Raw genomic sequence first — 23,719 nt, forward strand, 5'->3', positions numbered from 1 at the left:
CACAATGCGTTGCTTAGAAGTCACGCATGGGGTTCGGGTTTTCGGAGCTGTCTAAGAGAGCAGCGGCACTTGCCGTTGCGTTGCGGAGGCAGGCTGGCGGCTTCCGCCCTGGTCCGCGGGAGCGGCGGAGGCGATTGCCTGCCGCCAGGAGAAATAAGCGAATGGAACAGGATGCAATGCCGCCTGCGGCGGAAGGCGAAGCTGTCACGGCCGTGACCGATCGCCGTGCCCTGTTTGCGCTGCCGGGCCTGATCCTTGCCGGTGGTGCGCTTCTCTGTGCCACGCTGACGCTCTTCGTTCTGCTCGGGCTGACCCCGATCGCGCCGACTTACCATGTCGTTGTCACCTCGGTTGTCGTGAACTCGTTTTTCGTGTTGGGTCTGATGGCCCTCATCGCACGCGAGGTCTCCCGCCTGCTCAAGGCGCGGAAACGCGGGCGAGCGGCGGCGCGCCTTCATATCCGCATCGTTGTGCTCTTCTCAATCGTCGCGATCACCCCGGCGATCCTTGTTGCGATTTTCGCCAGTATTACACTGAATGCCGGCCTCGACCGGTGGTTTGCGCTCCGCACGCAATCGATCGTCAGTTCCTCCCGAAACATCGGGCAGGCCTACATGATGGAGAATGCGAGCTACCTGCAGGGCCAGACTGTCTCGATGGCGAATGACCTCGAGCGCAACAGGGCTCTGTTCAATCTCGATCGCACCGGCTTTTCCGATTTGATGACGCGGCAGGCGCGGGGCCGCGGGCTGCTCGGTGCTTTCCTTGTCCAGTCTGACGGCTCGGTGATCACCCAGGCTGATATCAAGACCGAGAAGCCGTTGCCGGCAATTCCCCAGGATGCGTTGAACAAGGCCGCGGCCGGCCAGCCGACCTTGATTCCGCCGGGCATAACCAACCTGGTGGGCGCCATCATCAAGCTCGATGCGATTGACGGCGCGTTCCTCTACACGGTCCGCGCGGTCGATCCCAAGGTCATGGGCGCAATGCGTCTCATGGAGGAGAACGCCACAGAATACAAATCCATGGAGGCAGGGCGTTTCTCGCTGCAGATCGCCTTCGCGGTTCTCTACATCGGCTTTGCCCTTATCGTTTTGCTGGCCGCCATCTGGACGGCAATTGCCGTGGCTGACCGTATCGTGCGTCCGATCCGTCTGCTGATTACGGCGGCGGACAGCGTGGCCTCCGGCAACATGGATATTGTCGTGCCTGTCCATTCCGTGGACGGCGATGTTGCCAACCTCTCGCGGACCTTCAACAAGATGATCTCGGAAATTCGCACGCAGCGCGACGAGATCCTGGAGGCCAAGGATGAGGTGGACGACCGCCGTCGTTTCATTGAAGCGGTTCTATCCGGTGTGACCGCCGCGGTCATCGGTGTCGAGCACGATCGCAAGGTCACCATCGTCAACAGTTCCGCAGAAGCGCTTATGGCATTGCCGGCGTCGGACATGCTCGGCAAGCAACTCTCCGAGATCGCGCCCGAAGTCGACCAGGTCCTGACGGAAGCCGCCTCCCGCTATCGCGGCGATTTCCGCAAGCAGATTGCCCTCCTGCGAGCTGGCACCGTGCGGACGCTGAGCGTCCAGGTGACGCGCGAGGAAGTACGCGACATGAGCGAATCCTATGTCATCACGCTCGACGACATCACCGACCTCGTTATCGCACAGCGCTCGACGGCATGGGGCGACGTCGCCCGCCGCATCGCTCATGAAATCAAGAATCCGTTGACGCCGATTCAGTTGTCGGCAGAACGCATTCAGCGCCGCTACGGCAAACAGATCGACCAGGATGACCGCAGCGTCTTCGACCAGTGCACCGAGACCATCATCCGGCAAGTGGGTGACATTGGCCGCATGGTGGATGAGTTCTCGTCGTTTGCCCGGATGCCGAAGCCGATCAAGGAGCCGAGCGATCTCCGCAAGATCCTGCATGATGCGGTGTTCCTGCGCGAGATGGGCAACAGCCACGTGAGCTTCCAGCAGGAACTGGGCGACCAGCCGCTGGAAGGGCTGTTCGACAGCCGCATGCTCGGTCAGGCATTCGGCAATCTGATCAAGAATTCCGTGGAGGCGATTGAAGCCGTGCCGAGCGGAGAGCGCGACGAGCGCAAGATCCTCGTTCGTGCCTCGCTCGATCCGGCGCGGGATCGCTTCACCGTCGATGTGATCGACAACGGTCGCGGCCTGCCGGTCGAAAACCGCCACAGCATTCTGGAACCCTATACGACGATGCGCGAGAAGGGCACCGGACTTGGCCTGGCGATCGTAAAGAAGATTATTGAGGAACATGGTGGGCAGCTCGAATTGCATGATGCGCCCGCTGATTTCGACCAGGGAAGAGGGGCCATGATCCGCGTGCATCTGCCACGTCTGGAAACTGCGCCTTCTGCTCCGGCCGCAAGTGACAAGGAAAGTGTTTATGGCCTCTGATATTCTGGTCGTCGACGACGAGCACGACATCCGCGAGATCGTCTCCGGTATCCTGTCTGACGAAGGACATGAGACCCGTACGGCACATGACAGCGACAGTGCGCTGGCTGCGATCTCCGATCGTGCGCCGCGGCTGATCTTCCTCGACATCTGGATGCAGGGCAGCAAGCTCGACGGTCTGTCGCTTCTGGACGAGATCAAGACGCGCCACCCGGACATCCCTGTCGTCATGATCTCGGGTCACGGCAACATCGAGACGGCTGTTTCCGCCATCAAGCGGGGCGCGTTCGACTTCATCGAAAAGCCATTTAAGGCCGATCGACTGATCCTGATCGCGGAGCGCGCGCTAGAGAATTCGAAGCTGAAGCGCGAAGTATCCGAACTCAAGCGCAAGGCTGGCGATCCGGTCGAACTTATCGGTACCTCCGTTGCCGTCTCGCAGCTCCGCCAGACGATCGAGAAGGTATCGCCGACCAACAGCCGCATCATGATCTTTGGTTCTTCAGGTTCCGGCAAGGAGCTTGTGGCCCGTATGATCCACAAGAAGTCGACGCGCGCGAATGGTCCCTTCGTGGCACTGAATGCCGCCAATATCACGCCTGATCGCATGGAGATTGCGCTGTTCGGTACGGAAGGGTCGCCTGGCCAGGCGCGCAAGATCGGCGCACTGGAAGAGGCACACCGTGGCATTCTCTACCTCGACGAAGTCGGCGAAATGCCGCGCGAGACGCAGAACAAGATCCTCCGCGTTCTTGTCGATCAGCAGTTCGAGCGCGTGGGGGGCTCCAAGCGGGTGAAGGTCGATGTGCGCATCATCTCGTCAACGGCCTACAATCTCGAGACCCGCATCGCCGAGGGTTGGTTCCGCGAAGATCTCTATCATCGCCTTGCCGTGGTGCCCGTGCGCGTACCGGCACTCGCCGAACGGCGCGAAGACATTCCGTTCCTGGTCGATCAGCTGATGCGGCAGATTTCCGAACAGGCCGGCATCCGTCCCCGCCGCATTGGCGACGACGCGATGGCCGTGCTACAGGCCCATGATTGGCCGGGCAATATCCGCCAACTGCGCAACAACATCGAGCGGCTGATGATCCTTGCCCGTTCCGACGGTCCGGATGCGCCGATCACTGCCGAGATGCTGCCGACTGACCTTGGCGACATGTTGCCAAAGGTTTCGGCCAAGAACGACTATCACATCATGACGCTGCCGCTTCGCGAGGCACGAGAGATGTTCGAGAAGGACTACCTGATCGCGCAGATCAATCGCTTTGGCGGCAATATCTCGCGCACCGCGGAGTTTGTCGGCATGGAGCGCTCGGCGCTTCACCGCAAGTTGAAGTCGCTCGGCGTCTGAGACACGGGCGGCGCTGCGGCGCCGTCCTAATTCTCTCTGCTATAACTCCCGCACAGGTTCACCATGCCCAGAATAGCCTATGTGAACGGCCGCTATGTCACGCACTCGAATGCAATGGTCCATATCGAGGATAGAGGCTATCAGTTCGCGGATGGCGTCTATGAAGTCTGTGAAATCAGGCATGGCTATATCGTTGATCTTACACGCCATCTGAACAGGCTGGACCGATCGCTTGGTGAGTTGCGTATTGCCTGGCCAATGAGCCGCAACGCGCTGACCCGTGTTATTCGCGAAACGCTGCGGCGCAATCGCGTCCGCAACGGTCTCTTTTACCTGCAAATCACCCGTGGGGTTGCACGGCGCGATCATGTGTTTCCCGCAGAAGGAACGCTGCCCTCGCTGGTCATCACCGCCAAGAGCACCGATCCTTCGATCATCGCGAGGAAGAACGCGACAGGCATCAAGGCGATCACCGTGCCCGACAATCGCTGGGACCGTGTCGATATCAAGTCCGTCGGTCTCTTGCCGAACGCCATGGCGCGCCAGCACGCGAACGAAGCCGGTGCGCAGGAGGCGATCTTTGTGGACGCCGATGGCATGGTGAAAGAGGGAGCTGCGACCAATGTCTGGATCGTCGATCGCGACGGCACTCTCATTACGCGTCCGGCTGAACACGGCATTCTGCGCGGCATTACCCGCACGACGCTGATCGATGTCGGCGCCAAGCTGGGCCTGAAGATCGAGGAGCGGAAATTCTCGGTCGCGGAGATGCTTGCGGCGCGTGAGGTGTTCATCACGGCGGCCACGAGCATCTGCTTTCCGGTTGTGTCGATCGATGGCCAGCCGATCGCAAATGGCCATCCAGGCAGCGTCTCCCAGAAAATTAGGGAGGCCTTTTTCGACGTTGCGGAAAAGATTGCGATTTGATACCAAGACTTTCTGGGCAGATGGGATGAGGGTTGTCGGCTGCCTGCAGGCGAGGTTGATTAGTATTTCACCGGCGGAATGAAGCCGGCAATAAAGAAAGAAGCGGCGCGATGGCGGAACGTTCTCAGAATCTGCAGGACTTATTTCTCAATACTGTACGCAAACAAAAGATTTCACTGACAATCTTCTTGATCAATGGCGTGAAGCTGACCGGAGTTGTCACCTCGTTCGACAATTTTTGCGTTCTGCTTCGCCGTGACGGCCATTCGCAACTCGTGTATAAACACGCAATCTCGACCATCATGCCCGGCCAGCCGATGCAGATGTTCGAAAGCGAAGAAGCTGCTTCCTAACGGGACCTGCAATTATCTCGACACGCGATACCAAAAACGATTCGATCATCCCGGAAGCAGCCAAGCACCGGGATGATATGCGCGCGACCGTCGTCGTGCCCGTGCTCAAGCAGGGGCGCGCCGGACGCAGTGCGGGCGATGCTGCGCCTGTGGTCACCCGCACGCCCGAGAGCCGCCTGGAAGAGGCGACCGGTCTTGCGCAGGCGATCGACCTCGATGTGGTGAATGGCACGATCGTCACCGTCAGCGATCCGCGACCCGCAACATTGATGGGCACGGGCAAGATCGAAGAGATCAAGGCGACGTTGGATGCGAATGATTCCGGTCTCGTGATCGTCGACCATCCGCTGACACCGGTACAGCAGCGCAATCTCGAGAAGGAATGGAACGCCAAGGTCATCGACCGCACCGGCCTCATCCTCGAGATCTTCGGCCGTCGCGCTTCCACCAAGGAAGGCACGCTGCAGGTCGATCTAGCTCATCTGAACTATCAGAAGGGCCGTCTGGTTCGCAGCTGGACCCACCTTGAGCGTCAGCGCGGCGGTGGCGGCTTCATGGGTGGTCCTGGTGAAACCCAGATCGAAGCCGACCGTCGCTTGCTGCAGGACCGCATCGTCAAGCTCGAGCGTGAGCTGGAACAGGTAGTCCGCACCCGCCAGCTGCATCGCGCCAAGCGCAAGAAGGTGCCGCATCCGATCGTGGCGCTCGTCGGCTATACCAACGCCGGCAAGTCGACACTGTTCAACCGGATCACCGGGGCAGGCGTGCTGGCCGAAGATATGCTGTTCGCAACGCTCGATCCGACGCTGCGCCGAATGAAGTTGCCACATGGCCGCACGGTGATCCTCTCCGACACCGTCGGTTTCATCTCGGACCTTCCGACCCACCTCGTCGCCGCTTTCCGCGCTACGCTGGAGGAAGTGCTGGAAGCCGACTTGATCCTTCATGTCCGCGATATGTCCGACGTCGACAATCAGGCGCAGAGTGCCGACGTGCTCCGCATCCTGAAGGACCTCGGCATCGACGAGGAAGAGGGCGACAAGCGCATCATCGAAGTCTGGAACAAGATCGATCGCCTTGAGCCGGAAGCGCACGATGCCATCGTTCAGAAGGCGAGTGGTGCCGAGAACGTCGTCGCCCTATCCGCAATCAGCGGCGAGGGTATCGATACGCTGATGGGAGAGATCAGCCGCAGACTGTCAGGCGTGCTGACCGAAGCGACTGTGCGCTTGCCTGTCGACAAGTTGGCGCTGCTGCCTTGGCTCTACGATCATGCGATCGTCGATAACCGCGAGGACAACGAGGACGGGTCGATCACGCTCGATGTACGTCTCTCGGAAACCGAAGCGGTCGAACTGGAGCGCCGCCTGGGCAACGGGCCGAAAGTCGCGAAAGAGGATTGGGAACGCTAGAGCTCCCTGCAGGGGGCTTTGCATTATGCCCGGACTGGGCCTCACGCAGGTAAGGATGTCGGCTCAGCCCAGTTGCCGCTCGATAGCCTTCGCCGCCTGCCAGATTTCTTCCATCCGCTCCAGACTCGCCGCGTCCAAAGTTTCGCCTTCCGCGTCAAGAACGGCTTCGATATGACTGAAACGTCTACGAAATTTTGTATTCGTTCCGCGCAAGGAATCTTCCGGGTCAGCCTTTACATGCCTGCCGATATTGACCACGGCGAAGATGAGGTCGCCGAGCTCATCACTGACCTTTGCTTGATCGCCTTCCGCTAAGGCGACACGCAACTCGCCGATTTCCTCCTCGATTTTGTCGAGGATCGGTTCGGGCGCTGACCAATCGAAGCCCACCTTTGCAGCGCGTTCCTGCAGCTTCAGCGCCTCTGTCAGGGCAGGGAAGCTCCGCTGGACCGATCCGAGGAACCCCGCCTTGAAATCCTCGCTGACGCCGCGCTTGGCTCGCCGTTCGGCGCGCTCGCGCTTTTCTGCCTGCTTGATGTCGTCCCACTGCTTCTTCACCGCATCGGGCGTGTCGGCATCAGAACGGGCGAAGACATGCGGATGGCGGCGGATCATCTTGCGGGTGATTGCCTCAACGACGTCGCCAAAGGAAAATTCTCCCGCTTCCTCGGCCATGCGCGCATGAAACACGACCTGCAGCAGCAGGTCGCCCAACTCCTCGCAGAGGTCGTCCATGTCATTGCGCTCGATTGCGTCGGAGACTTCATAGGCCTCCTCGATCGTGTAGGGCTTTATCGTCTCGAACGTTTGGACGATGTCCCAGGGGCAGCCGGTTGCCGGATTGCGAAGCGCGGCCATGATCTCGATCAGGCGCGAAATGTCTTTTGAGGCTTCCATGGTCACTCAGTTCAGTGGAATATCGTTGTCGCTCTTCGACGCTTGGTAGCTTTCCGAGAGCGCATCGTACCGCGCCTTGATGCGCGCAGTCTGTGTTTTCAGTTCGGCCTTCAAATGCTCTTCTTCGGTCTCGACGAGATCGGCAATGGCAAAGCTGTTCCAGAATGCATTGCTGCGCCTGTAGCCACCCGGTTCCAGACCGAAAACCTCCTTCAGGATCTTCAGGTCGTGAGGAATGGCGAAGGCGTCGCGCGAATCCTCGTGGCTGAAGAAATAGTAGAAATTGTCGAACCCGGCCCAGGTGATCGCCGACATGCACATGGTGCAGGGTTCGTGCGTCGACAGAAAGATGAGATCCTTGGTGGCTGGCTTCTCGCCCAGTTCGTACAAGCGCTTCAGCGTGTGCACCTCGCCATGCCACAGCGGATTTTCAAGCTCGTTATTGGTCTCGGCGATGACGAGCGAGAGGTCGGACTTGCGCAGGATCGCAGCGCCGAACACCTTGTTGCCGGCAGCGACGCCGCGTTCGGTCATCGGCAGGATGTCCTGTTCCATGACGTTGAGCAGGCGGGCGGCGATGGTCTGGTCGGACATGGCTTTCTCCTTGGTGGCCGCACTCTACCGGTAGCGGCAGGCGAGGCAAATGCCGATTTCGACGGGGAGCGGGATTTGTCACAGCCTTTCTGCTGCGCTGCGGCAGACGCAGGTGTGTCCGCTGCGCCGCACCGGTGACTTTTACTCAAATCATTGAGAGAGCGAGTAAAAGAATACGTGCGCGCGCGGGCATTGGAATTTCTGTTTCTTCATTTGCCTGGGCAGAGAGTGCATATTCCGGCAACTTCGAAATGGATTGATGATGTCTCCCAAGACTGAACAACTGTCGGTATTCCCTGCCTTCTTTCGCGTCGAGGGCAGGATCGCGGCCGTCTTCGGCAATGGCGACGAGGCTTTCGCCAAGGTTCGCTTGCTGCTGAACACGCAGGCACGGGTTGTTGCCTATACCGATCATCCTGAGGCCGATTACCACGCCTATCTGATCGCCAATCGGATTGAGACGGTGCGCGCAGTTTTTGTGGACGAGCAAGTCCGTGGGGCAACACTCGTCTTTGCTGCGACCGGAGACGCGGCGCAGGATCGCGCTATCGTTGAGGCCGCGCGCGCCGAAAAGGTGCCCGCCAACGCCGTCGATCAGTCTGACTACTGCGATTTCTTCACGCCTGCTCTTGTCAATCGCGCGCCGGTCGCTGTCGCTATCGGCACCGAAGGCGCGGGACCGGTGCTCGCACAGATGATCCGTGCACAGGTCGATCAACTTCTTGCACCATCACTTGGGCGGCTGGCCGATCTTGCCATCGGCTATCGAAAGACCGTCGAGCATCTCGTCCCGAAGGGCGCTGCGCGCCGCCTGTTCTGGCGCCGCTTCTTCTCCGGCGCGGTCGCCGATGCTGTCGCCCGCGAGAACCTGCCGCAGGCTCGCCGTGCAGCCAACGGCCTGTTTCGGTCCGCTGAGAAGGTCGAGGGGCACATCTGGCTCGTCGGCGCCGGGCCGGGTGCTGCGGACCTGCTGACGCTGCGCGCCCAGCGCGTGATGATGGAGGCCGATGTCATCGTCTATGATGCCCTCGTGCCGCAGGAAATCGTCGACATGGGCCGCCGCGACGCCGAGCGCCTGTCGGTCGGCAAGCGCAAGGGATGCCATTCGAAGTCGCAGGAAGAGATCAACGATCTGCTCGTATATCTCGGTCGCGAAGGCAAGCGCGTGGTTCGCCTGAAGTCCGGCGATCCGCTGGTCTACGGCCGGGCAGGTGAGGAAATGGCGGCGCTGCGGGCTACGGGCATTTCCTATGAAGTGGTCCCCGGCATCACCTCGGCCTTCGCCGCCGCCGCCGATTTCGAGTTGCCGCTGACGTTGCGTGGCGTGGCATCCTCGCTGGTCTTCACGACCGGCCACGATCTGACGGGTGATGTCCTGCCGGATTGGGCAAGCCTCGCCGTCTCAGGCGCAACGATCGCCGTCTATATGGGGCGCACCGTCGCCGCTTCCGTCGCCGAGCGCCTGATGCAGGCTGGCCTTCCGGCAGAAACCACTGTCGCCGTCATCGAGAATGCCAGCCGTCCCAATCGCCGGCTGTTGCATGGGATTCTGCGGGATCTTCCTGATCTGCAGCACCGTGACGAGTTGACCGGCCCGGTTATGGTCATTATCGGCGATGCTGTAGCAGGCGCCAATTTGGAACTGTCGGAACCGCTCGTGCGCGAACTCGCCCGGTCCGAGGAATTTGCAAGGAGCTGAACATGGTGGACAAGGTCCTGACTGCCAACCGACTGACGGATGGCATCGCCGTCTGGCTGAACGCCAACGGCCAATGGGTGACCTCGCTGCAGGAAGCCCTTGTTGCTCGCCATACAGAAGCCGTCGATGCGCTGGAAGCAATTGGCAAGAAGTCCTATGCCGACAATCAGGTCGTGGACGTAGCCGTCGTCGAGGTTCAGGAGAGCAACGGCGTGCTGTGGCCGCTGCGCTTGCGCGAACGCATTCGTGCCCAGGGCCCAACCATGGAATACGCGCCGGGCTACAAGCCCGCCGACCCCGCATTCATCGCAGTCTGAGGAAGCAGATGTATCGTTACGACGAATTTGACCACGCTTTTGTCGCCGAGCGCGTCGAGCAGTTCCGCGACCAGGTGCAGCGCCGCCTTTCCGGTGAGCTTGCCGAAGACGCGTTCAAGCCGCTGCGCCTGATGAACGGCGTCTATCTGCAGCTTCACGCCTACATGCTGCGTATCGCGATTCCTTACGGGACGCTGAGCTCGCGCCAGGTGCGGATGCTCGCTCATATCGCGCGCAAGTACGACCGCGGCTACGGCCACTTCACGACCCGCCAGAACCTGCAGTTCAACTGGCCGAAGCTCTCCGAAATCCCGGATGCGCTGTCCGAGCTGGCATCCGTTGAGATGCACGCTCTGCAGACGTCGGGAAATTGCATTCGCAATGTTACTGCCGACCATTTTGCAGGTGCAGCCGCCGACGAAATCGCGGATCCGCGCCCCTACGCCGAGATCCTGCGCCAGTGGTCCTCGGTGCATCCGGAATTCTCGTTCCTGCCGCGCAAGTTCAAGATTGCCGTCACCGGTGCAGAACGTGACCGCGCCGCGATCCAGGTCCACGACATCGGCCTGCATCTGAAGAAGAACGAGAAGGGTGAAATCGGCTTTGCCGTATATGTCGGTGGGGGCCAGGGCCGCACGCCGATGATCGCCAAGCTGATCCGCGACTTCCTTCCGGAAGAGGACCTGCTGTCCTATACGACAGCCATCGTGCGCGTTTACAACCTGCATGGCCGTCGCGACAACAAATACAAGGCTCGCATCAAGATCCTCGTGCACGAAACAGGCGCGGAAGAGTTGGCGCGTCAGGTCGAGGGAGAGTTCGCGGAACTCAAGGAATCCGAGCTGAAGTTGCCGGAAGCTGATGTCGAAGCCATCGCCGCCTATTTTGCGCCGCCGGCCCTGCCGGATCGCGCCGAAGGCTGGGAAAATCTCGCTCGCTGGAAGAAGGCCGATCCGGCTTTCTCTCGCTGGGTGCAGCAGAACGTGCAGCCGCACAAGCATCCCGACTACGGCATGGTGACGATCTCCCTGAAGCCGATCGGCGGCATTCCGGGCGATGCATCGGATAGCCAGATGGATGCCATTGCCGATATCGCTGAGGAATATGCCTTCGACGAAATCCGCGTCAGCCACGAGCAGAACCTGATCCTGCCGCATGTGGCGCTCGCCGATCTCGAAGCGGTCTATCGCGGTCTCGTCGCCATCGGCCTCGCCGAGGCCAATGCCGGTCTGATCACCGATATCATTGCCTGTCCGGGGCTGGACTACTGCGCGCTCGCCAATGCGCGCTCCATTCCTGTTGCGCAGGAAATCTCCCGGCGCTTTGGCGATCCGGATCGGCAGGCTGAGATCGGCGAGCTGAAGATCAAGATCTCCGGCTGCATCAATGCCTGCGGCCATCACCATGTCGGCCATATCGGCCTGCTGGGCGTGGAGAAGAAGGGCGCTGAGCTCTACCAGATCACGCTTGGCGGTTCGGGCGACGAGCATACGTCGATCGGCGAGATCATCGGCCGCGGCTTCGAGCCCGACAAGGTGACCGACGCGATCGAAACGATCGTCAACACCTATCTGACAATCCGCAAGGAGCCGTCTGAGATCTTCCTCGAAACCTATCGCCGCGTTGGTCCTCAGCCGTTCAAGGACGCGCTGTATGGTTCGGCGGCAGAAGCGGCGTAAGGAGGGGACGATGACCAAGATCTGGAGAGAAACCGGCTTCGTAGAGAACGATCCCTGGGTGATCGAGACTGAAGAGGTGAAGGCAGGCGAGGGGCAGAAGCCCCTTCTCGGCCTGGACGAGCTGATCGCCAGGGCCGACGAGAGCAACGAGGTCGGCTTCGGCGTGCTGATCAAGCCGGCGGACGATATTCGCAAGCTCGAGCCCTACCTCTATCGGCTTGAGATCGTCGCTGTCGCCTTCCCGGCGTTCAACGATGGCCGGGCCTTCAGCCATGCATCCCTCCTGCGCGACCGCCTTGGATACACCAACGAACTGCGCGCCGTCGGCGACGTGCTGATCGACCAGATTCCGCTGATGCAGCGGGTCGGCATCGACAGCTTCGCTGTCACCAACGAGACTGCGATAAAGCGCCTCACGGAACATCGCCTGCCGGGAATTCCGCATCATTATCAACCGGCTGTGCGTGACGCGGACGCTGGCAAGGGCTATAGTTGGCGCCGTCAGGCGAAGCCGGCTGCATAAGCACCGGATCGCCGTCAAAGAATTGACGGAACGGTGCAATGAAGACTTTTGAAATCGCGGTGATCGGTGGCGGGCTTGCTGGCATGATCGCCGCCATCGCCTTGGCTCGCGGCGGACGCAACGTGGCTCTCGTTGCCCCGCCATCGCCGAGCCAGGACCGGCGCACGACCGCGCTCATGGATCAATCGATCCGTTTCCTCGACAGGTTGACGTTGTGGGAAAAGTTGCGGCCAGCGGCCGCGCCGCTTTCCACCATGCGCATCATCGACGGCACGAATCGCCTGCTGCGGGCGCCGATCACCACATTCCGTTCGGTCGAACTCGATCTTGAGGCCTTCGGCTACAATTTCCCGAACAAAGCCTTGATGGGGGTGCTGGAGGCCGCGATCGCCGGTGAGGGGAACATCACGCGCTTTACGTCGTTTGCCGACGTGATCGATATCGGCACCGAATCGGTGACGGTCACGCTTGCCGATGGCGAAATCCTGTCGGCGACGTTCGCGGTTGGCGCTGATGGGCGCAAGTCGAAGCTGCGCGAAACCGCCGGCATCGACGTTCGCACCTGGTCTTATCGGCAGTCGGCCATGGTGCTGAACTTCGAACACTCGCTGCCGCATGAGAATATCTCGACGGAGTTCCATACGGAAAGCGGACCCTTCACTCAGGTGCCGCTGCCCGCCAATCGCTCCAGCCTCGTTTGGGTCCAGAACCCATCGGATGCCGTCGCCCGCAATGAACTCTCGCTCGTTGAACTGAGCAATGTCGTCGAGGAGCGCATGCAGTCACTGCTCGGTAAGGTGACCGTCGAGGAAGGTGTGCAGCTCTGGCCTCTATCAGGCATGATGGCCCATCGCTCCGGCAAGGGGCGGATTGCCCTCATTGGCGAGGCATCGCATGTCTTCCCGCCGATCGGCGCGCAGGGGCTGAACCTCAGCCTGCGCGATGTCATGGCGCTTCAGGACATTCTTTGCACGCGACCCGAACTGCCGATCGCGGCTGATGCCGGCGACCGTTTCGATCGGAAGCGTCGCGCCGATATCATGAGCCGCACCGCGAGCGTCGATCTTCTTAATCGCTCGCTATTGTCCGATTTCCTGCCTGTTCAGATGATGCGCGCTGCCGGCCTGCACATTCTGTCGGCACTCCCCCCACTGCGCAGCATTGTCATGCGTGAGGGCATCGAGCCTGGTCGTTCGTTCCGCGATATTCCCGGCGCGATCAAGGAAAAGCTAAGCCGGAAGAAAGCCTGATTTGATCGCAATCAGGAAGAGCGAGACGGTCACGACGGAAAGCGCCGTCGTGATCAGGATCGTTGCCGAAGCGCGTTCCTTCCAGACGCCATATTGCTGCCCGATGACGAAGACGTTGGTTGCCGTCGGCAGGGCGGCAAGCAGTACCGCGGCATATATCCAGACCGGCTCGAAGCCACCGATGGCGGTCAGCGCGAGATAGACGACAATCGGGTGCACGATGAGCTTCGCCAGAACGATATAGCCGATTTCGGCCGGTATGCGCCTCGCCGGCCGAAGCGCCAGCGTGACGCCCATGGCAAACAAAGCGCAGGGGGCGGCAGCCTGCGCGAGATAGTCGACGAAATGCTGGAATGCGGCCGGCTGATCGATGTGAAAGCCGGCAGCAACGAAGCCGAACGCCGTCGACAGGATAAAGGGGTGGAAGGCCACTTTCCGAGTAATGTCGATCGCCAGCCGTCCCGCGGAACGCCGGTCATCGCCTGCCGCTGCCATCAGCGCCGGCGCGACGATAAAGTGCAGCGCGTTCTCGAGGCAGACGATCAGCGCGACCGGTATGGCCGCTGCTTGGCCGAGCGCCAGCAGAGCGAGGCCAGGCCCCATATAGCCGATGTTGCCGTAGGCGCCGGCAAACGACTGGATCGTGCAGTCGGCGAGCGAATTACCCCGGATCCAGCGACCGATCGCGAACAGTGCAATGAAGATCGAATAGGTTGCCGCGAGATCGGTGGCGATGAAGTCGATCCTTGTCAGATCTTCGAAGGGCGTGCGTGAGACGAGCTTGAAGAACAACGCCGGCAGCGCTGCATAGATGATGAAGGTGTTCATCCAGCCGAGCGCGTCGGCCGGCTGCTTCGTCACCTTGCCTGCGATATAGCCAATGAGGATCAGGCCGAAGAACGGCTGGAGCAGACTGACAATATCGAACAACGGCTATTCCAAATGCAACTTTCTTCGGGGTGATTTCGGCTTAGCCGATTTTCATCAGGATTGGAAAGGTCTGCTGGAACCAGATTGCGACGTCACTGACGAAACCGAACATGAAGGCGAGGCCGGTCAGGACGAGGAATACGCCCATGACTTTCTCGACCGTTCCGAGATGCCGGCGAAAGCGCGTCAGGAAGTTCATGAAGGCGCCGGAAAAGCCAGCGGCGATCCAGAACGGGATGGCAAGGCCGAGGGAATAGACGGCCAGCAGCCCAGCACCTGAGCCAACCGTCTCCCGCGAGGCCGCAACGCCAAGGATCGCACCGAGTACCGGACCGATGCAGGGTGTCCAGCCAAAAGCGAAAGCCAGGCCCATGATATAGGCACCGGTCAGCGTCGCGGGCTTGCCGCTGCCCTGGAAGCGCGCCTCGCGGGCCAGAATTCCAATCCGGAAGACTCCGAGGAAATTCAAACCCATGACGATGATGATCAGGCCGCCGATCTTTGCCAGGAGATCGAGATGCTGGCGAAGCGCCATGCCGATGCTGGATGCACCAGCGCCGAGCGCCACAAAAACGGTCGCGAAGCCGAGTGTGAAAAAAAGCGCCGAAAACAGCACGCCCCGCCGCGCGTCCGGCGCAACGGCAACGGCGCTGCCACCGCGAAACTGCTCGACGGAAATGCCGGCCATATAGCAGAGATAGGGGGGAACGAGAGGCAGGACGCAGGGCGACAGGAACGACAGCGCGCCGGCAAAAAGGGCGCTCAACAAGGAAATATCGGCAATCGACACTTAGGCACTCCGGCGGCAGGCAATGATGCGCGAAGTCCTATCGCAACCTAACCATCCGGGCCAATCACCTTTTTGCGCTTTCGTTGAAAAAGGAAGGCAGGACGCAGGATGCGGAACCGGTGATCGTGCGCCGCCGGGCGCACCATCATTGCCTTCCGCACTGCATGTTAGCGATCGCGGCAGACCGTCCTGTATTTGGTGATGTAGTGGTGATGGCTCTTTTTCTGGTAGGGCTGGTCCCAGCACACCTGTCGCGCATAACGCGGGCGATAATAATCATCGCCATCATCGTCGTACGCATAGCGCGGGCCGTGCCTATAGTAGCGCGGCGGAGGCGGATCGTCATAATGGCGTGGGCCGGAGCCGAACTCGAAGTATACGCCGTCCGCGAAAGCCGGTGAGGCTACGAGCAGCGTCGCTAGTCCGGCGGCTGCAACAACTAGCTTTCTCATGATCGGTCTCCATCTGTATCTGTCAACGCAACGCCTTCGGAGCGCTGATGGTTGGGCAGATTAGATGTGGCGAATGAATGCGCACTGAAGCCGGCGTTCATGTCCCAGTCATGCGGATGATCGCGCCGAATCATGATTCGGTTGAGTTTGGTCGGCGGCAGACGCAGCGAAAGCACCTGGAGTCAGCGGCGCGCCATTTCTGTCGTTGCCGTCACCGCTCAGTGATCCGTATCCGAGATATGGGGAATGTGCAGTACCTGCCCATCGAGCAGGAGCAGAAAATGATCTTCATCGAGTCGATTCACGATCTCGCCTTCCTCGGTCATATAGTCGGTCTTGGGCGAAGGCGCGTTTTGGCCAGAAATCCTGATCTGCTGAATGACGACATAGGTTTTTCCTCTGTCGTCCTGACACCGAAACCGCCTTTCCTCTTTATAGTTCGACATGGCTAGGCCTCCATAGCATCCAGACGAATCTTTGCTTCGATCGATGCGATTTCAAGGCCCGCCGGCTATTTCCGTCGATTAACGCGAAGAGATTGAAACGCTCCTTTCGAACGCGCTCAGGCTGTCCACCAAAAAACGCGTCTCGGCGGGTTTCAGACCGGAAGTATGCAGGGCCCGGTTGTTGGCGGCGAAGCCATCAACGAGATTAGCGGGACGCAGCATTCGCTACACGATTGCCGGCGTTCTGGGTCGCATTGACGGTATTGGCCGTATCGCGCCCAATGCCCTTGATCGTGTTTGCGCAAGAACTCAGTGCCATGAGCATGCATAGGGCGGCGGCAACTTTGGCGGTGATCGTCATTGGGTTGTTTCCTGGTTGCTGACGATAGTTAATGCTCGAGACCGCAAGTTGTTCAAAACGAACGACAATCGAAGGAGAAAAGCGGGGGAAGGGACCAAGAAAAGCCCGGCGGGATAGAAACCACCGGGCCTTTTTGACGAACCTACATAGGCGATGCTGGTCCGGCAGCGCGGATTTCAAACGCTGCAATCACACAACGAGCGGCGCGGCCAAAGGTTCCAAGAAAAACGCGTATGCCGAGACAGAAAGCTTGCGGCACGCCTTGGAACTTTTGAACGGCCGGGCCGTAGCAGGCGCACGCGATTACACGGTCTGGCCGTCGCTCTCTGCCGCCTCGTAGGTTTGCTGTTCAACAGCTTAGGAGAGTTGCAGAAGCCGCTGCGTGACGGCGCGCCCGAGGGCATCGAATTTCACGGTTCTCCTAGATAACGGAACGTCATTTCTTTTGTTCATAAAATTTATAGACAATATTCGGTCTAACAACAAAGGAGAGAGATCTATGTCGCTGCGATTGGTGGGTATTGCCGGTAGCTTTAACCGTCCGTCCAAGACCTATGCCCTGGTCGAGCATATTGCGGGGCTTGCTGCTGAAAACTACGGCTTTTCAAGCAAGATCTACGATCTGAAGGACGTCGGTCCGTCGCTGGGCACTGCGCTCTGGCGTCGCGACCTGGATGAACAGGCCAGCCAGGTTCTTGATGATATCGTCAAGGCGGATGTCCTGGTCATCGGCTCGCCGACCTACAAGGGCTCGTATCCCGGCCTGTTCAAGCACTTGATCGATCTAATCGAGCCGAGCGAACTGCGCTCGAAGCCCATCATCATTTCTGCCACCGGAGGCGGAGACCGCCATGCCCTGATTGTCGAGCATCAGCTGCGGCCGCTGTTCGGATTCTTCATGGCCCACACGTTGCCGACGGCCGTCTATGCCGCTGACCGCGATTTCGTCGACTACAAAATCGCTTCGGAGGCGCTGTCTGGCCGTATCGGTTCTGTCGTCGACGAACTGGCAGCCTTCTCTTTCGTCCCGTCGGCAAGGGCCTCGCTTCAGGCGGCCGAATGAGATTTGGAGGAATGGTGGCATGGACAGTGCGGAGAAACGGGCGATGGGGAGCGAGCTTTGGAGCGTCTTCGACTTTGCGCGTCGCTATCGGCTGACGATGCGCGAGCAAAATCGACTGCTGATGCTGTTCGGCCCCGTCGCCAGCGCCGCGGACCTGCTTTCGAATGCGAGGCGCAACCAGCTGATCTGAGGTGCGGCAAGGAGAAAACGATGATGCAGTCTCTTCTTCTTTGGTTCCGGTCGATGGTCCTCATCGGTCCTTCCCAACCGGCAGCCGCGCCACGGTGCGAGCCGCATGGCGACGGCGAACTGACGGCACGCGACTATGAAATCTACTATTGGAGCTCGTCTCCGGCGCCTTGGTACTGAGGGATCGTCATGGCCGTTTTCGATGCTCGCCATATTGCTCCGCGTAGCCGGCGTGCCGATGCCGCGGCGGATGTGGCCGCTTCCGCGGCGACGGTGTTCGCCTTCGGGTTCCTCTTCGCAATCACCCTCGGCGTTCTCTAGGAACAGATACTCCTTCACACGATGCGGATAAGGATTGATGATGGCGCCAGTACTAATTCTTCCCGGGCTCTTCGGATCAGAAGATGCGCACTGGCAAACCGCATGGCTGCGGGATCATCCCGAAAGTCGCCTCGTCCAGCAGGACAATTGGGATCATCCGCACCTCAGCGTCTGGCGGGTGAGGCTCGAGGCCGTGCTCGAAGATGCCGGTGAAGCCTATATCGTTGCTCACAGTCTTGGATGTCTGCTTGCGGCAAGCCTTGCCGGGCGGCCTTCTGCGGCGCGGGTGAGGGGAGCGCTGCTGGTGGCGCCGTGCGACCTGCTGGTGACCGAGAAGCTGCATCCCGGGCAGATTGCGTTTGGTACGATGCCGACGGCCGAGCTGCCGTTTCCGAGTATCGTCGTCGGCAGCCTGAACGATCACTATATGTCGCTCGATCGCCTGACACTGTTTGCCCGTCTCTGGGGCAGCGAGCTTCGCAATGCCGGTCTGGCCGGGCACGTCAATGTCGCCAGCGGCTATGGCCGGTGGCCGGGGGGCTACCGTGCCTTTGAAACCCTGAAAGCCAGAACGCGGCATCTTGATAAGATACCGCCGAAAAAGCCGTCTCTTGGTAAAGAGGCCTCGTCCGCGTGGTAGTCGATGTCATCGACGATGCCAACTGGTCGGCACGCGATCTTTGCGGCCATTAATCACCGGCATCGTGGCACAAGTGCTTGAACAGCGCCAGAAAACGACTACAGAATCGCCGGTCATTGAACACCAGCGCCATTTCCAACAAGGTCACTACTCATGAGCCTCCGCATCAACGATATTGCCCCTGATTTCACCGCCGACACCACGCAGGGTCCCATTCAGTTCCACGACTGGATTGGTGACGGCTGGGCGGTGCTCTTCTCGCATCCGAAGAACTTCACGCCGGTTTGCACGACCGAGCTTGGGGCGATGGCAGGGCTGGAGCCCGAATTCCGCAGCCGCGGCGCCAAGATCATCGGCATCTCTGTCGATCCGGTGGAAAGCCACAGCAAGTGGAAGAGCGATATCAAGACGGCGACCGGCTTCGATGTCGACTATCCATTGATCGGCGACAAGGACCTGAAGGTTGCCAAGCTCTACGACATGCTGCCGGCTGGAGCCGGAGAAACGTCGGAAGGCCGCACGCCAGCTGACAACGCAACCGTTCGTTCCGTCTTCATCATCGGCCCGGACAAGAAAATCAAGCTGATCCTCACCTACCCGATGACGACGGGGAGAAACTTCAACGAGATCCTCCGCGCGATCGACTCCATTCAGTTGACGGCAAAGCATCAGGTCGCGACGCCGGCGAACTGGCAGCAGGGCGATGACGTCATCATCACGGCTGCCGTCTCCAACGAGGACGCGGTAACGCGCTTCGGATCGTTTGACACGGTGCTGCCGTACCTGCGCAAGACCAAGCAGCCGCAGGCGTAGTCGGCGGGCACGGGCAGGCATAAGGCGGGACGACTTGATGGCACACGAGCGACAATTGCATCTCGGCGCCTTCATGCGCCCCGTCAGTCTGCATACCGGAGCCTGGCGCTATCCCGGCGCCTACCCGGACGCGAACTTCAACTTCAAGCACTTAAAGGAGTTTGCGCAAAGGCTGGAGGCGGCGAAGTTCGATGCCTTCTTCATGGCTGATCATCTGGCCGTGCTCAACATGCCTGTGGAGGCACTGAAGAGGAGCCAGACGGTAACCTCCTTCGAGCCGTTCACACTGCTGTCGGCGCTTGCCGCCGTCACCGATCGGATCGGGCTCGTTGCGACAGCCTCGACGACCTTCGACGAGCCCTATCACGTTGCGCGCCGCTTCGCCTCGCTTGACCATATCAGCGCCGGGCGCGCGGGCTGGAACATTGTGACGACGGCTAATCCCGACGCCGCGCTGAATTTTGGCCTCGATGAACATGTCGAACACGGCGAACGGTATCGCCACGCCCGCGAGTTTTACGACGTCGTCACCGGCCTCTGGGACAGTTTCGCCGACGACGCATTTACGCGCGACGTGGAAAGTGGCCAGTTTTTCGACCCGACCAAAATGCATGTCCTCAATCACAAGGGCGAGGAGCTCAGCGTGCGCGGTCCGCTCAATATTGCCCGCCCGCCTCAGGGATGGCCGGTGATCGTGCAGGCGGGGCAGTCAGAGCCGGGCCGCCAGCTTGCCGCCGAGACAGCCGAAGTCGTCTTCTGCTCGCCGCGCGATCTCCCGGCGGCGCAATCACTCTATGCCGATATCAAGGGGCGGATGGCCGCCGTCGGCCGCGATCCTGATAGCCTCAAGATCCTGCCGGCCGCCTTCATCGTCATTGGCGACAGCATTGAGGAGGCGCGCGCGAAACGGGCGCTGCTCGACAGCCTCGTTCACTATGACAGCGCCGTCGCTTCGCTCTCGATCGCCCTTGGTCATGATGCTTCCGGCTTCGATCCGGACGGGCCGCTGCCTGAGATACCCGAGACGAACGCCAGCAAGACCGGCCGCGCGCAAGTGCTGAAGTTCACCCAGGAAGAGCAGTTGACCGTTCGGCAGCTCGCGCAGCGCTATGGGGGCTACGCGGGCCTTGCGTTCGTAGGAACGCCGGAAACGATCGCCGATGAGATGGCGCAATGGCTGACGGCACGCGGCAGCGACGGTTTCAACATCGTCTTCCCCTACCTTCCCCAAGGTCTCGACGATGTCGTTGATCGGCTTGTACCCGAGCTGCAGCGACGAGGCATTTTCAGGAGGGATTACGAGGGTGCGACGCTACGTGAACACCTTGGCCTATCTCGGCCCGCCAACAGGTTTTTTGCAAGCCGCTGAGTCGCAACAACTGGCGGAGAAGCATCCTCTTACGGCAAGGAGAGGCAAGGGGGGAGGCCGGCCGCCGCGGATCAGATCCGGAAAAGATAAGCACCGAATCGAAGGCCGCGCGTTGGCTTCCCGTGTGCTCACTCACCCAAAGGAAGGGCATTCCAAGCCCGCTTGCACGGCGAGGTTGGTCCTATTAGCTTGAAGAGATAAAGAGCGAAGCGAAGGGAGCCAAACGCCGATGTCGACAGCGGTTGCCATTCTCGGTGGAATTGGGCTCTTTCTCCTCGGCATGACCGTCATGACCGACGGCCTCAAGGCATTGGCGGGATCGGCGTTACGGACCGCCTTGGGCGCGGCAGTCGCCACGCCGCTCTCCGGCGCTTTCTGGGGCGCTGTCGTCACCTTGCTCGTCCAGTCGTCGAGCGCGGTGACGATGACGACGATCGGTCTCGTCAACGCCGGGCTCTTGACCTTCCCGCAGGGGCTTGGGCTCGTTTTCGGCGCCAATGTCGGCACAACGGGAACGGGATGGCTGGTTGCGCTGATCGGCGTGAGAGTCTCGCTCTCACCCTACGCGCTGCCGATGATATTCATCGGAGCGCTGGCCAAGCTACTGAGCGGCGGGAGGATCGCGGCGGGGGGCAGTGCGCTTGCGGGTTTCGCGCTCATTCTTTACGGGCTGACGACGCTGCAGCAGGGCATGGGGGGGCTGGCGGAGACGTTGCATCCGTCCGATCTGCCCTCGGTGCTTGGTTCTCCGGGAGTTAGCTGGGGTGCGGGTTTGGCTGGCCTCATGATGCTGATCGGCGTTGGCTTGGCGATGACGGCGGTCATGCAGTCCTCGACGGCGGCGATCGCCGTGACCATTTCCGCCTTCTACGCCGGGGCAGTGAGCCTGGAGCAAGGCGCAGCACTGATCATCGGCCAGAATATCGGGACGGCGACGAGTTCCGCCTTAGCCGCGATCGGCGCCAGCACGACGGCCAAGCGCCTCGCCCTGGCCTATGTGCTGTTCAAGATGATCGCGGCGCTTATCGCGATCATCGCCTTTCCGTTCACGACTGTACTGATGAAACGCTTTTCCGCGTCGGTCGACGGGATGACGCAGCTTGCTGCCTATCACACGGCCTATAACGTCGTAGGGGTTGCGGTGCTGCTTCCGGCGACGCAATGGTTTACCCGCGTTGTCGAGCGTATGTTGCCGTCGAGGCAGACAGCCGTTCAGCGCGCGCTTGATCCAAGCGCCCTTGCCAGTCCGGTCATCGCGATCGAGACAGTCAGGCGCGTCCTGGCGGACGTCCTCGCGATGAACACTGCCTCGGTTTCTGCTGCGCTCTCAGGCCCGACGAGGCTTGCGACCGGAGGCGTTTCGACCGGCATTGTGCTGACGGAGATACGGGATTTTCTCTCCGAATTGAAGGAGCCGCCCGAGACTGAGGATGAGCGGTTGCGCATGACGAGCATGCTGCACGCGCTCGATCACGCTTCGCGCCTTGCGGACGTCCTGGAGGAGGGGGAGCTCCCCGGCCGGCCGGTCGAAGCCGTTCTCGAACGCCGCGCGACCGAGCTATGCGCACGTGTGATGATCGCGGCCGAAGCGATTGGTCGCTCGATCACTTCTGAAACCGCCCTCAGCGCGCAGGCCGCGGCTATCGGTTGGAGCGTGTCACCCGAGGTCGCCGCGACGCTTTCGGACGCCGAACGGGCGGCAAAAGAACTCAGCGCGCTGAAGCAGGACCATCGCGCGACAACTCTTGCCTCGGTTGCACTGGGAGAGCTGGTAGCTGCAAGTGCCTTCGCGCGGATCGACGCCGCTCGACGACTCGACCGAATCGCGCATCACACCTGGCGGTTGGCTGCCCATCTTCTCGGGCGCGGCGGGCATTAGCCATCAGGATACCCCTTTGCGGTCGGTCGTTCCGCAAGGCGGTGCAGCTGCTTGTGTAATCCCTTGATTGAGGTGATTAAAATCAATCGGGAACATGCTCCATGATGATTTGCGTGTGCAGCATCGGCGCCTCGGATCCGAAATAGCCTTCCAGCAGCGGCAGAAAATCGTCCGACAGATAGAATGCCGTCAACGCACGGTCGGCCAGCAGGCGGAAGTCGGCGTCGTCGCGACGCAGCGCTATTGCATAGGGTTCATGCGTAAAGAGCCGATCACCGATCTCGAGCGACGATGAATCGCGTGCCCTCTTGGCCAGGCTGATGAGTAGCACCTGATCGGCGATATAGGCGTCGATCTTGTGATCCTCCAGCGCCTTAAGCCCATCCTCGTGCGTTTCGAAATCGGAAAGCTTCGTCTTCGAGGCTTGGATGGCCAACGCCTCGCGCAGGGTCGTTCCAGTTGTTGTGCTTGCCCGCACCCCGATTACCCGTGTGGAGGGGACACGCTGGCTGACCGGGCGAACAGCGGGCTTCTCGAGAAAAAGAGTCTGCAGATAGTTAGGCGAATCTTTGCGGAGCAGCGCGGTCGCCCCCGTCAGAAAGATTGGCTGTGAGAAGTCAACGATTTCTCGCCTCTTCAAATTGACTGTGATCGCGCCGCAAAGCAGGTCGATCTGTCCGTTTTTCACTGCATCGAAGCCGTTGGCGAGCGTCATTTCAACGTATTCGCGCTTCAGTTGCGGAACCCGATACTCTATTTCGTCGGCGATCTTGCCACACAGGTCGATGGCATATCCCGTCGGATCGGCGCCCGATTTGACGGAGGAAAAGGGCGCCTCGTCGGTAATGTAGCCGATACGCACACTGCCGCGCTGGGTGACCGTATCGAGCGTCGCAGCGCCGGCCGCGATCGCGGAAAGCCACAGGGCAACATTCGCCAGCAGAAATCGTCTCATGCACTTTGCCATGGGCATGAACCTCACCACGAAAAAAACGGCGATCTAAAAGGCGTACGCGCAGATTATGGGCA

General features: G+C 60.5%; 26 protein-coding genes. 18 read left to right on the forward strand and 8 right to left on the reverse strand.

Annotated features, from left to right (window positions below; genetic code table 11):
* The first annotated feature begins 161 nt into the window (after positions 1-161).
* From AF71_RS27260 to hflX, 5 genes are all read left to right on the forward strand, one after another.
* Positions 162-2,432: a PAS domain-containing sensor histidine kinase gene (locus tag AF71_RS27260; RefSeq protein WP_169683868.1), complete on the forward strand. Its 2,271-nt coding sequence runs from the start codon at positions 162-164 to the stop codon at positions 2,430-2,432.
* Positions 2,422-3,786 (forward strand): sigma-54 dependent transcriptional regulator, encoded by a 1,365-nt coding sequence (locus tag AF71_RS27265; RefSeq protein WP_062375417.1) that lies wholly within the window; start codon positions 2,422-2,424, stop codon positions 3,784-3,786. The genes AF71_RS27260 and AF71_RS27265 overlap by 11 nt, the downstream gene beginning before the upstream one ends.
* A gap of 63 nt (positions 3,787-3,849) precedes the next feature.
* Entirely contained in the window at positions 3,850-4,713 is an 864-nt protein-coding gene (locus AF71_RS27270; RefSeq protein WP_169683869.1) for a D-amino-acid transaminase, read from the forward strand.
* Positions 4,714-4,823: 110 nt separating this feature from the next.
* Positions 4,824-5,066 carry an RNA chaperone Hfq gene (hfq, locus tag AF71_RS27275; RefSeq protein WP_003539403.1) on the forward strand — a complete coding sequence of 81 codons (243 nt, stop codon included), beginning with the start codon at positions 4,824-4,826 and terminating at the stop codon, positions 5,064-5,066.
* Between the two features lie 77 nt (positions 5,067-5,143).
* A complete protein-coding gene (gene hflX, locus AF71_RS27280; protein WP_169683870.1) occupies positions 5,144-6,478 on the forward strand; it encodes a GTPase HflX in 1,335 nt (444 codons plus the stop codon).
* Positions 6,479-6,541: 63 nt separating this feature from the next.
* Here the strand turns inward: hflX and mazG are convergent, their stop codons facing one another.
* Positions 6,542-7,375: a nucleoside triphosphate pyrophosphohydrolase gene (gene mazG / locus AF71_RS27285; protein ID WP_018858789.1), complete on the reverse strand. Its 834-nt coding sequence runs from the start codon at positions 7,373-7,375 to the stop codon at positions 6,542-6,544.
* A gap of 6 nt (positions 7,376-7,381) precedes the next feature.
* Complete coding sequence (locus AF71_RS27290) at positions 7,382-7,969, reverse strand: nucleoside deaminase (RefSeq protein ID WP_018858788.1); 588 nt, start codon at positions 7,967-7,969, stop codon at positions 7,382-7,384.
* A gap of 262 nt (positions 7,970-8,231) precedes the next feature.
* Between AF71_RS27290 and cysG the strand changes: the two genes are divergently transcribed.
* From cysG to AF71_RS27315, 5 genes are read left to right on the forward strand one after another with little or no spacing between them, the layout of a single operon-like run.
* On the forward strand, positions 8,232-9,668 hold the full coding sequence (cysG, locus tag AF71_RS27295; RefSeq protein WP_169683871.1) for a siroheme synthase CysG: 1,437 nt from the start codon (positions 8,232-8,234) through the stop codon (positions 9,666-9,668).
* A 2-nt stretch (positions 9,669-9,670) separates the two neighbouring features.
* Positions 9,671-9,985 carry a DUF2849 domain-containing protein gene (locus AF71_RS27300; protein WP_018858786.1) on the forward strand — a complete coding sequence of 105 codons (315 nt, stop codon included), beginning with the start codon at positions 9,671-9,673 and terminating at the stop codon, positions 9,983-9,985.
* A gap of 8 nt (positions 9,986-9,993) precedes the next feature.
* A complete protein-coding gene (locus AF71_RS27305; protein ID WP_169683872.1) occupies positions 9,994-11,664 on the forward strand; it encodes a nitrite/sulfite reductase in 1,671 nt (556 codons plus the stop codon).
* A gap of 10 nt (positions 11,665-11,674) precedes the next feature.
* Entirely contained in the window at positions 11,675-12,187 is a 513-nt protein-coding gene (locus tag AF71_RS27310; RefSeq protein ID WP_018858784.1) for a DUF934 domain-containing protein, read from the forward strand.
* 38 nt (positions 12,188-12,225) lie between these two features.
* Entirely contained in the window at positions 12,226-13,437 is a 1,212-nt protein-coding gene (locus AF71_RS27315; RefSeq protein ID WP_169683873.1) for a UbiH/UbiF family hydroxylase, read from the forward strand.
* Here AF71_RS27315 and AF71_RS27320 read toward each other — a convergent pair.
* The 5 genes from AF71_RS27320 to AF71_RS27340 form a co-directional block, all read right to left on the reverse strand.
* Positions 13,417-14,367, reverse strand: coding sequence for an AEC family transporter (locus AF71_RS27320; protein WP_169683875.1), 951 nt, complete (start codon positions 14,365-14,367; stop codon positions 13,417-13,419). The genes AF71_RS27315 and AF71_RS27320 overlap by 21 nt on opposite strands.
* Positions 14,368-14,407: 40 nt before the next feature.
* Positions 14,408-15,157 (reverse strand): cytochrome c biogenesis CcdA family protein, encoded by a 750-nt coding sequence (locus AF71_RS27325; protein WP_112666929.1) that lies wholly within the window; start codon positions 15,155-15,157, stop codon positions 14,408-14,410.
* Positions 15,158-15,324: 167 nt separating this feature from the next.
* A complete protein-coding gene (locus AF71_RS27330) occupies positions 15,325-15,609 on the reverse strand; it encodes a hypothetical protein (protein ID WP_169683876.1) in 285 nt (94 codons plus the stop codon).
* 218 nt (positions 15,610-15,827) lie between these two features.
* A complete protein-coding gene (locus tag AF71_RS27335; RefSeq protein ID WP_018858778.1) occupies positions 15,828-16,055 on the reverse strand; it encodes a hypothetical protein in 228 nt (75 codons plus the stop codon).
* A 205-nt stretch (positions 16,056-16,260) separates the two neighbouring features.
* Positions 16,261-16,416, reverse strand: coding sequence for a hypothetical protein (locus AF71_RS27340; RefSeq protein ID WP_018858777.1), 156 nt, complete (start codon positions 16,414-16,416; stop codon positions 16,261-16,263).
* Positions 16,417-16,915: 499 nt separating this feature from the next.
* Here AF71_RS27340 and msuE point away from each other — a divergent pair, with 499 nt between their 5' ends.
* The 8 genes from msuE to AF71_RS27375 all read left to right on the forward strand — a co-directional run bounded on the left by msuE (position 16,916) and on the right by AF71_RS27375 (position 22,690).
* Positions 16,916-17,479, forward strand: a complete 564-nt coding sequence (gene msuE, locus AF71_RS27345) for an FMN reductase (RefSeq protein ID WP_112659451.1) — start codon at positions 16,916-16,918, stop codon at positions 17,477-17,479.
* 19 nt (positions 17,480-17,498) lie between these two features.
* Positions 17,499-17,669 (forward strand): hypothetical protein, encoded by a 171-nt coding sequence (locus AF71_RS27350; RefSeq protein WP_018858775.1) that lies wholly within the window; start codon positions 17,499-17,501, stop codon positions 17,667-17,669.
* Between the two features lie 20 nt (positions 17,670-17,689).
* Complete coding sequence (locus AF71_RS27355) at positions 17,690-17,848, forward strand: hypothetical protein (protein WP_169683877.1); 159 nt, start codon at positions 17,690-17,692, stop codon at positions 17,846-17,848.
* Between the two features lie 9 nt (positions 17,849-17,857).
* Positions 17,858-17,989, forward strand: a complete 132-nt coding sequence (locus AF71_RS32180) for a hypothetical protein (protein ID WP_018858773.1) — start codon at positions 17,858-17,860, stop codon at positions 17,987-17,989.
* Positions 17,990-18,029: 40 nt separating this feature from the next.
* Complete coding sequence (locus AF71_RS27360) at positions 18,030-18,629, forward strand: alpha/beta hydrolase (protein ID WP_026371995.1); 600 nt, start codon at positions 18,030-18,032, stop codon at positions 18,627-18,629.
* Positions 18,630-18,782: 153 nt separating this feature from the next.
* Entirely contained in the window at positions 18,783-19,442 is a 660-nt protein-coding gene (locus AF71_RS27365) for a peroxiredoxin (RefSeq protein WP_018858771.1), read from the forward strand.
* 37 nt (positions 19,443-19,479) lie between these two features.
* Positions 19,480-20,811: an LLM class flavin-dependent oxidoreductase gene (locus tag AF71_RS27370; RefSeq protein ID WP_169683878.1), complete on the forward strand. Its 1,332-nt coding sequence runs from the start codon at positions 19,480-19,482 to the stop codon at positions 20,809-20,811.
* 229 nt (positions 20,812-21,040) lie between these two features.
* Entirely contained in the window at positions 21,041-22,690 is a 1,650-nt protein-coding gene (locus AF71_RS27375; RefSeq protein WP_169683879.1) for a Na/Pi symporter, read from the forward strand.
* An 82-nt stretch (positions 22,691-22,772) separates the two neighbouring features.
* On the opposite strand, the gene AF71_RS27380 is transcribed toward AF71_RS27375, so the two are convergent.
* Entirely contained in the window at positions 22,773-23,657 is an 885-nt protein-coding gene (locus AF71_RS27380) for an amino acid ABC transporter substrate-binding protein (RefSeq protein WP_026371994.1), read from the reverse strand.
* Between the last annotated feature and the right edge of the window lie 62 nt (positions 23,658-23,719).

The sequence above is a fragment of the Rhizobium sp. 57MFTsu3.2 genome (assembly GCF_012932765.1).
Lineage (GTDB): Bacteria > Pseudomonadota > Alphaproteobacteria > Rhizobiales > Rhizobiaceae > Rhizobium > Rhizobium altiplani.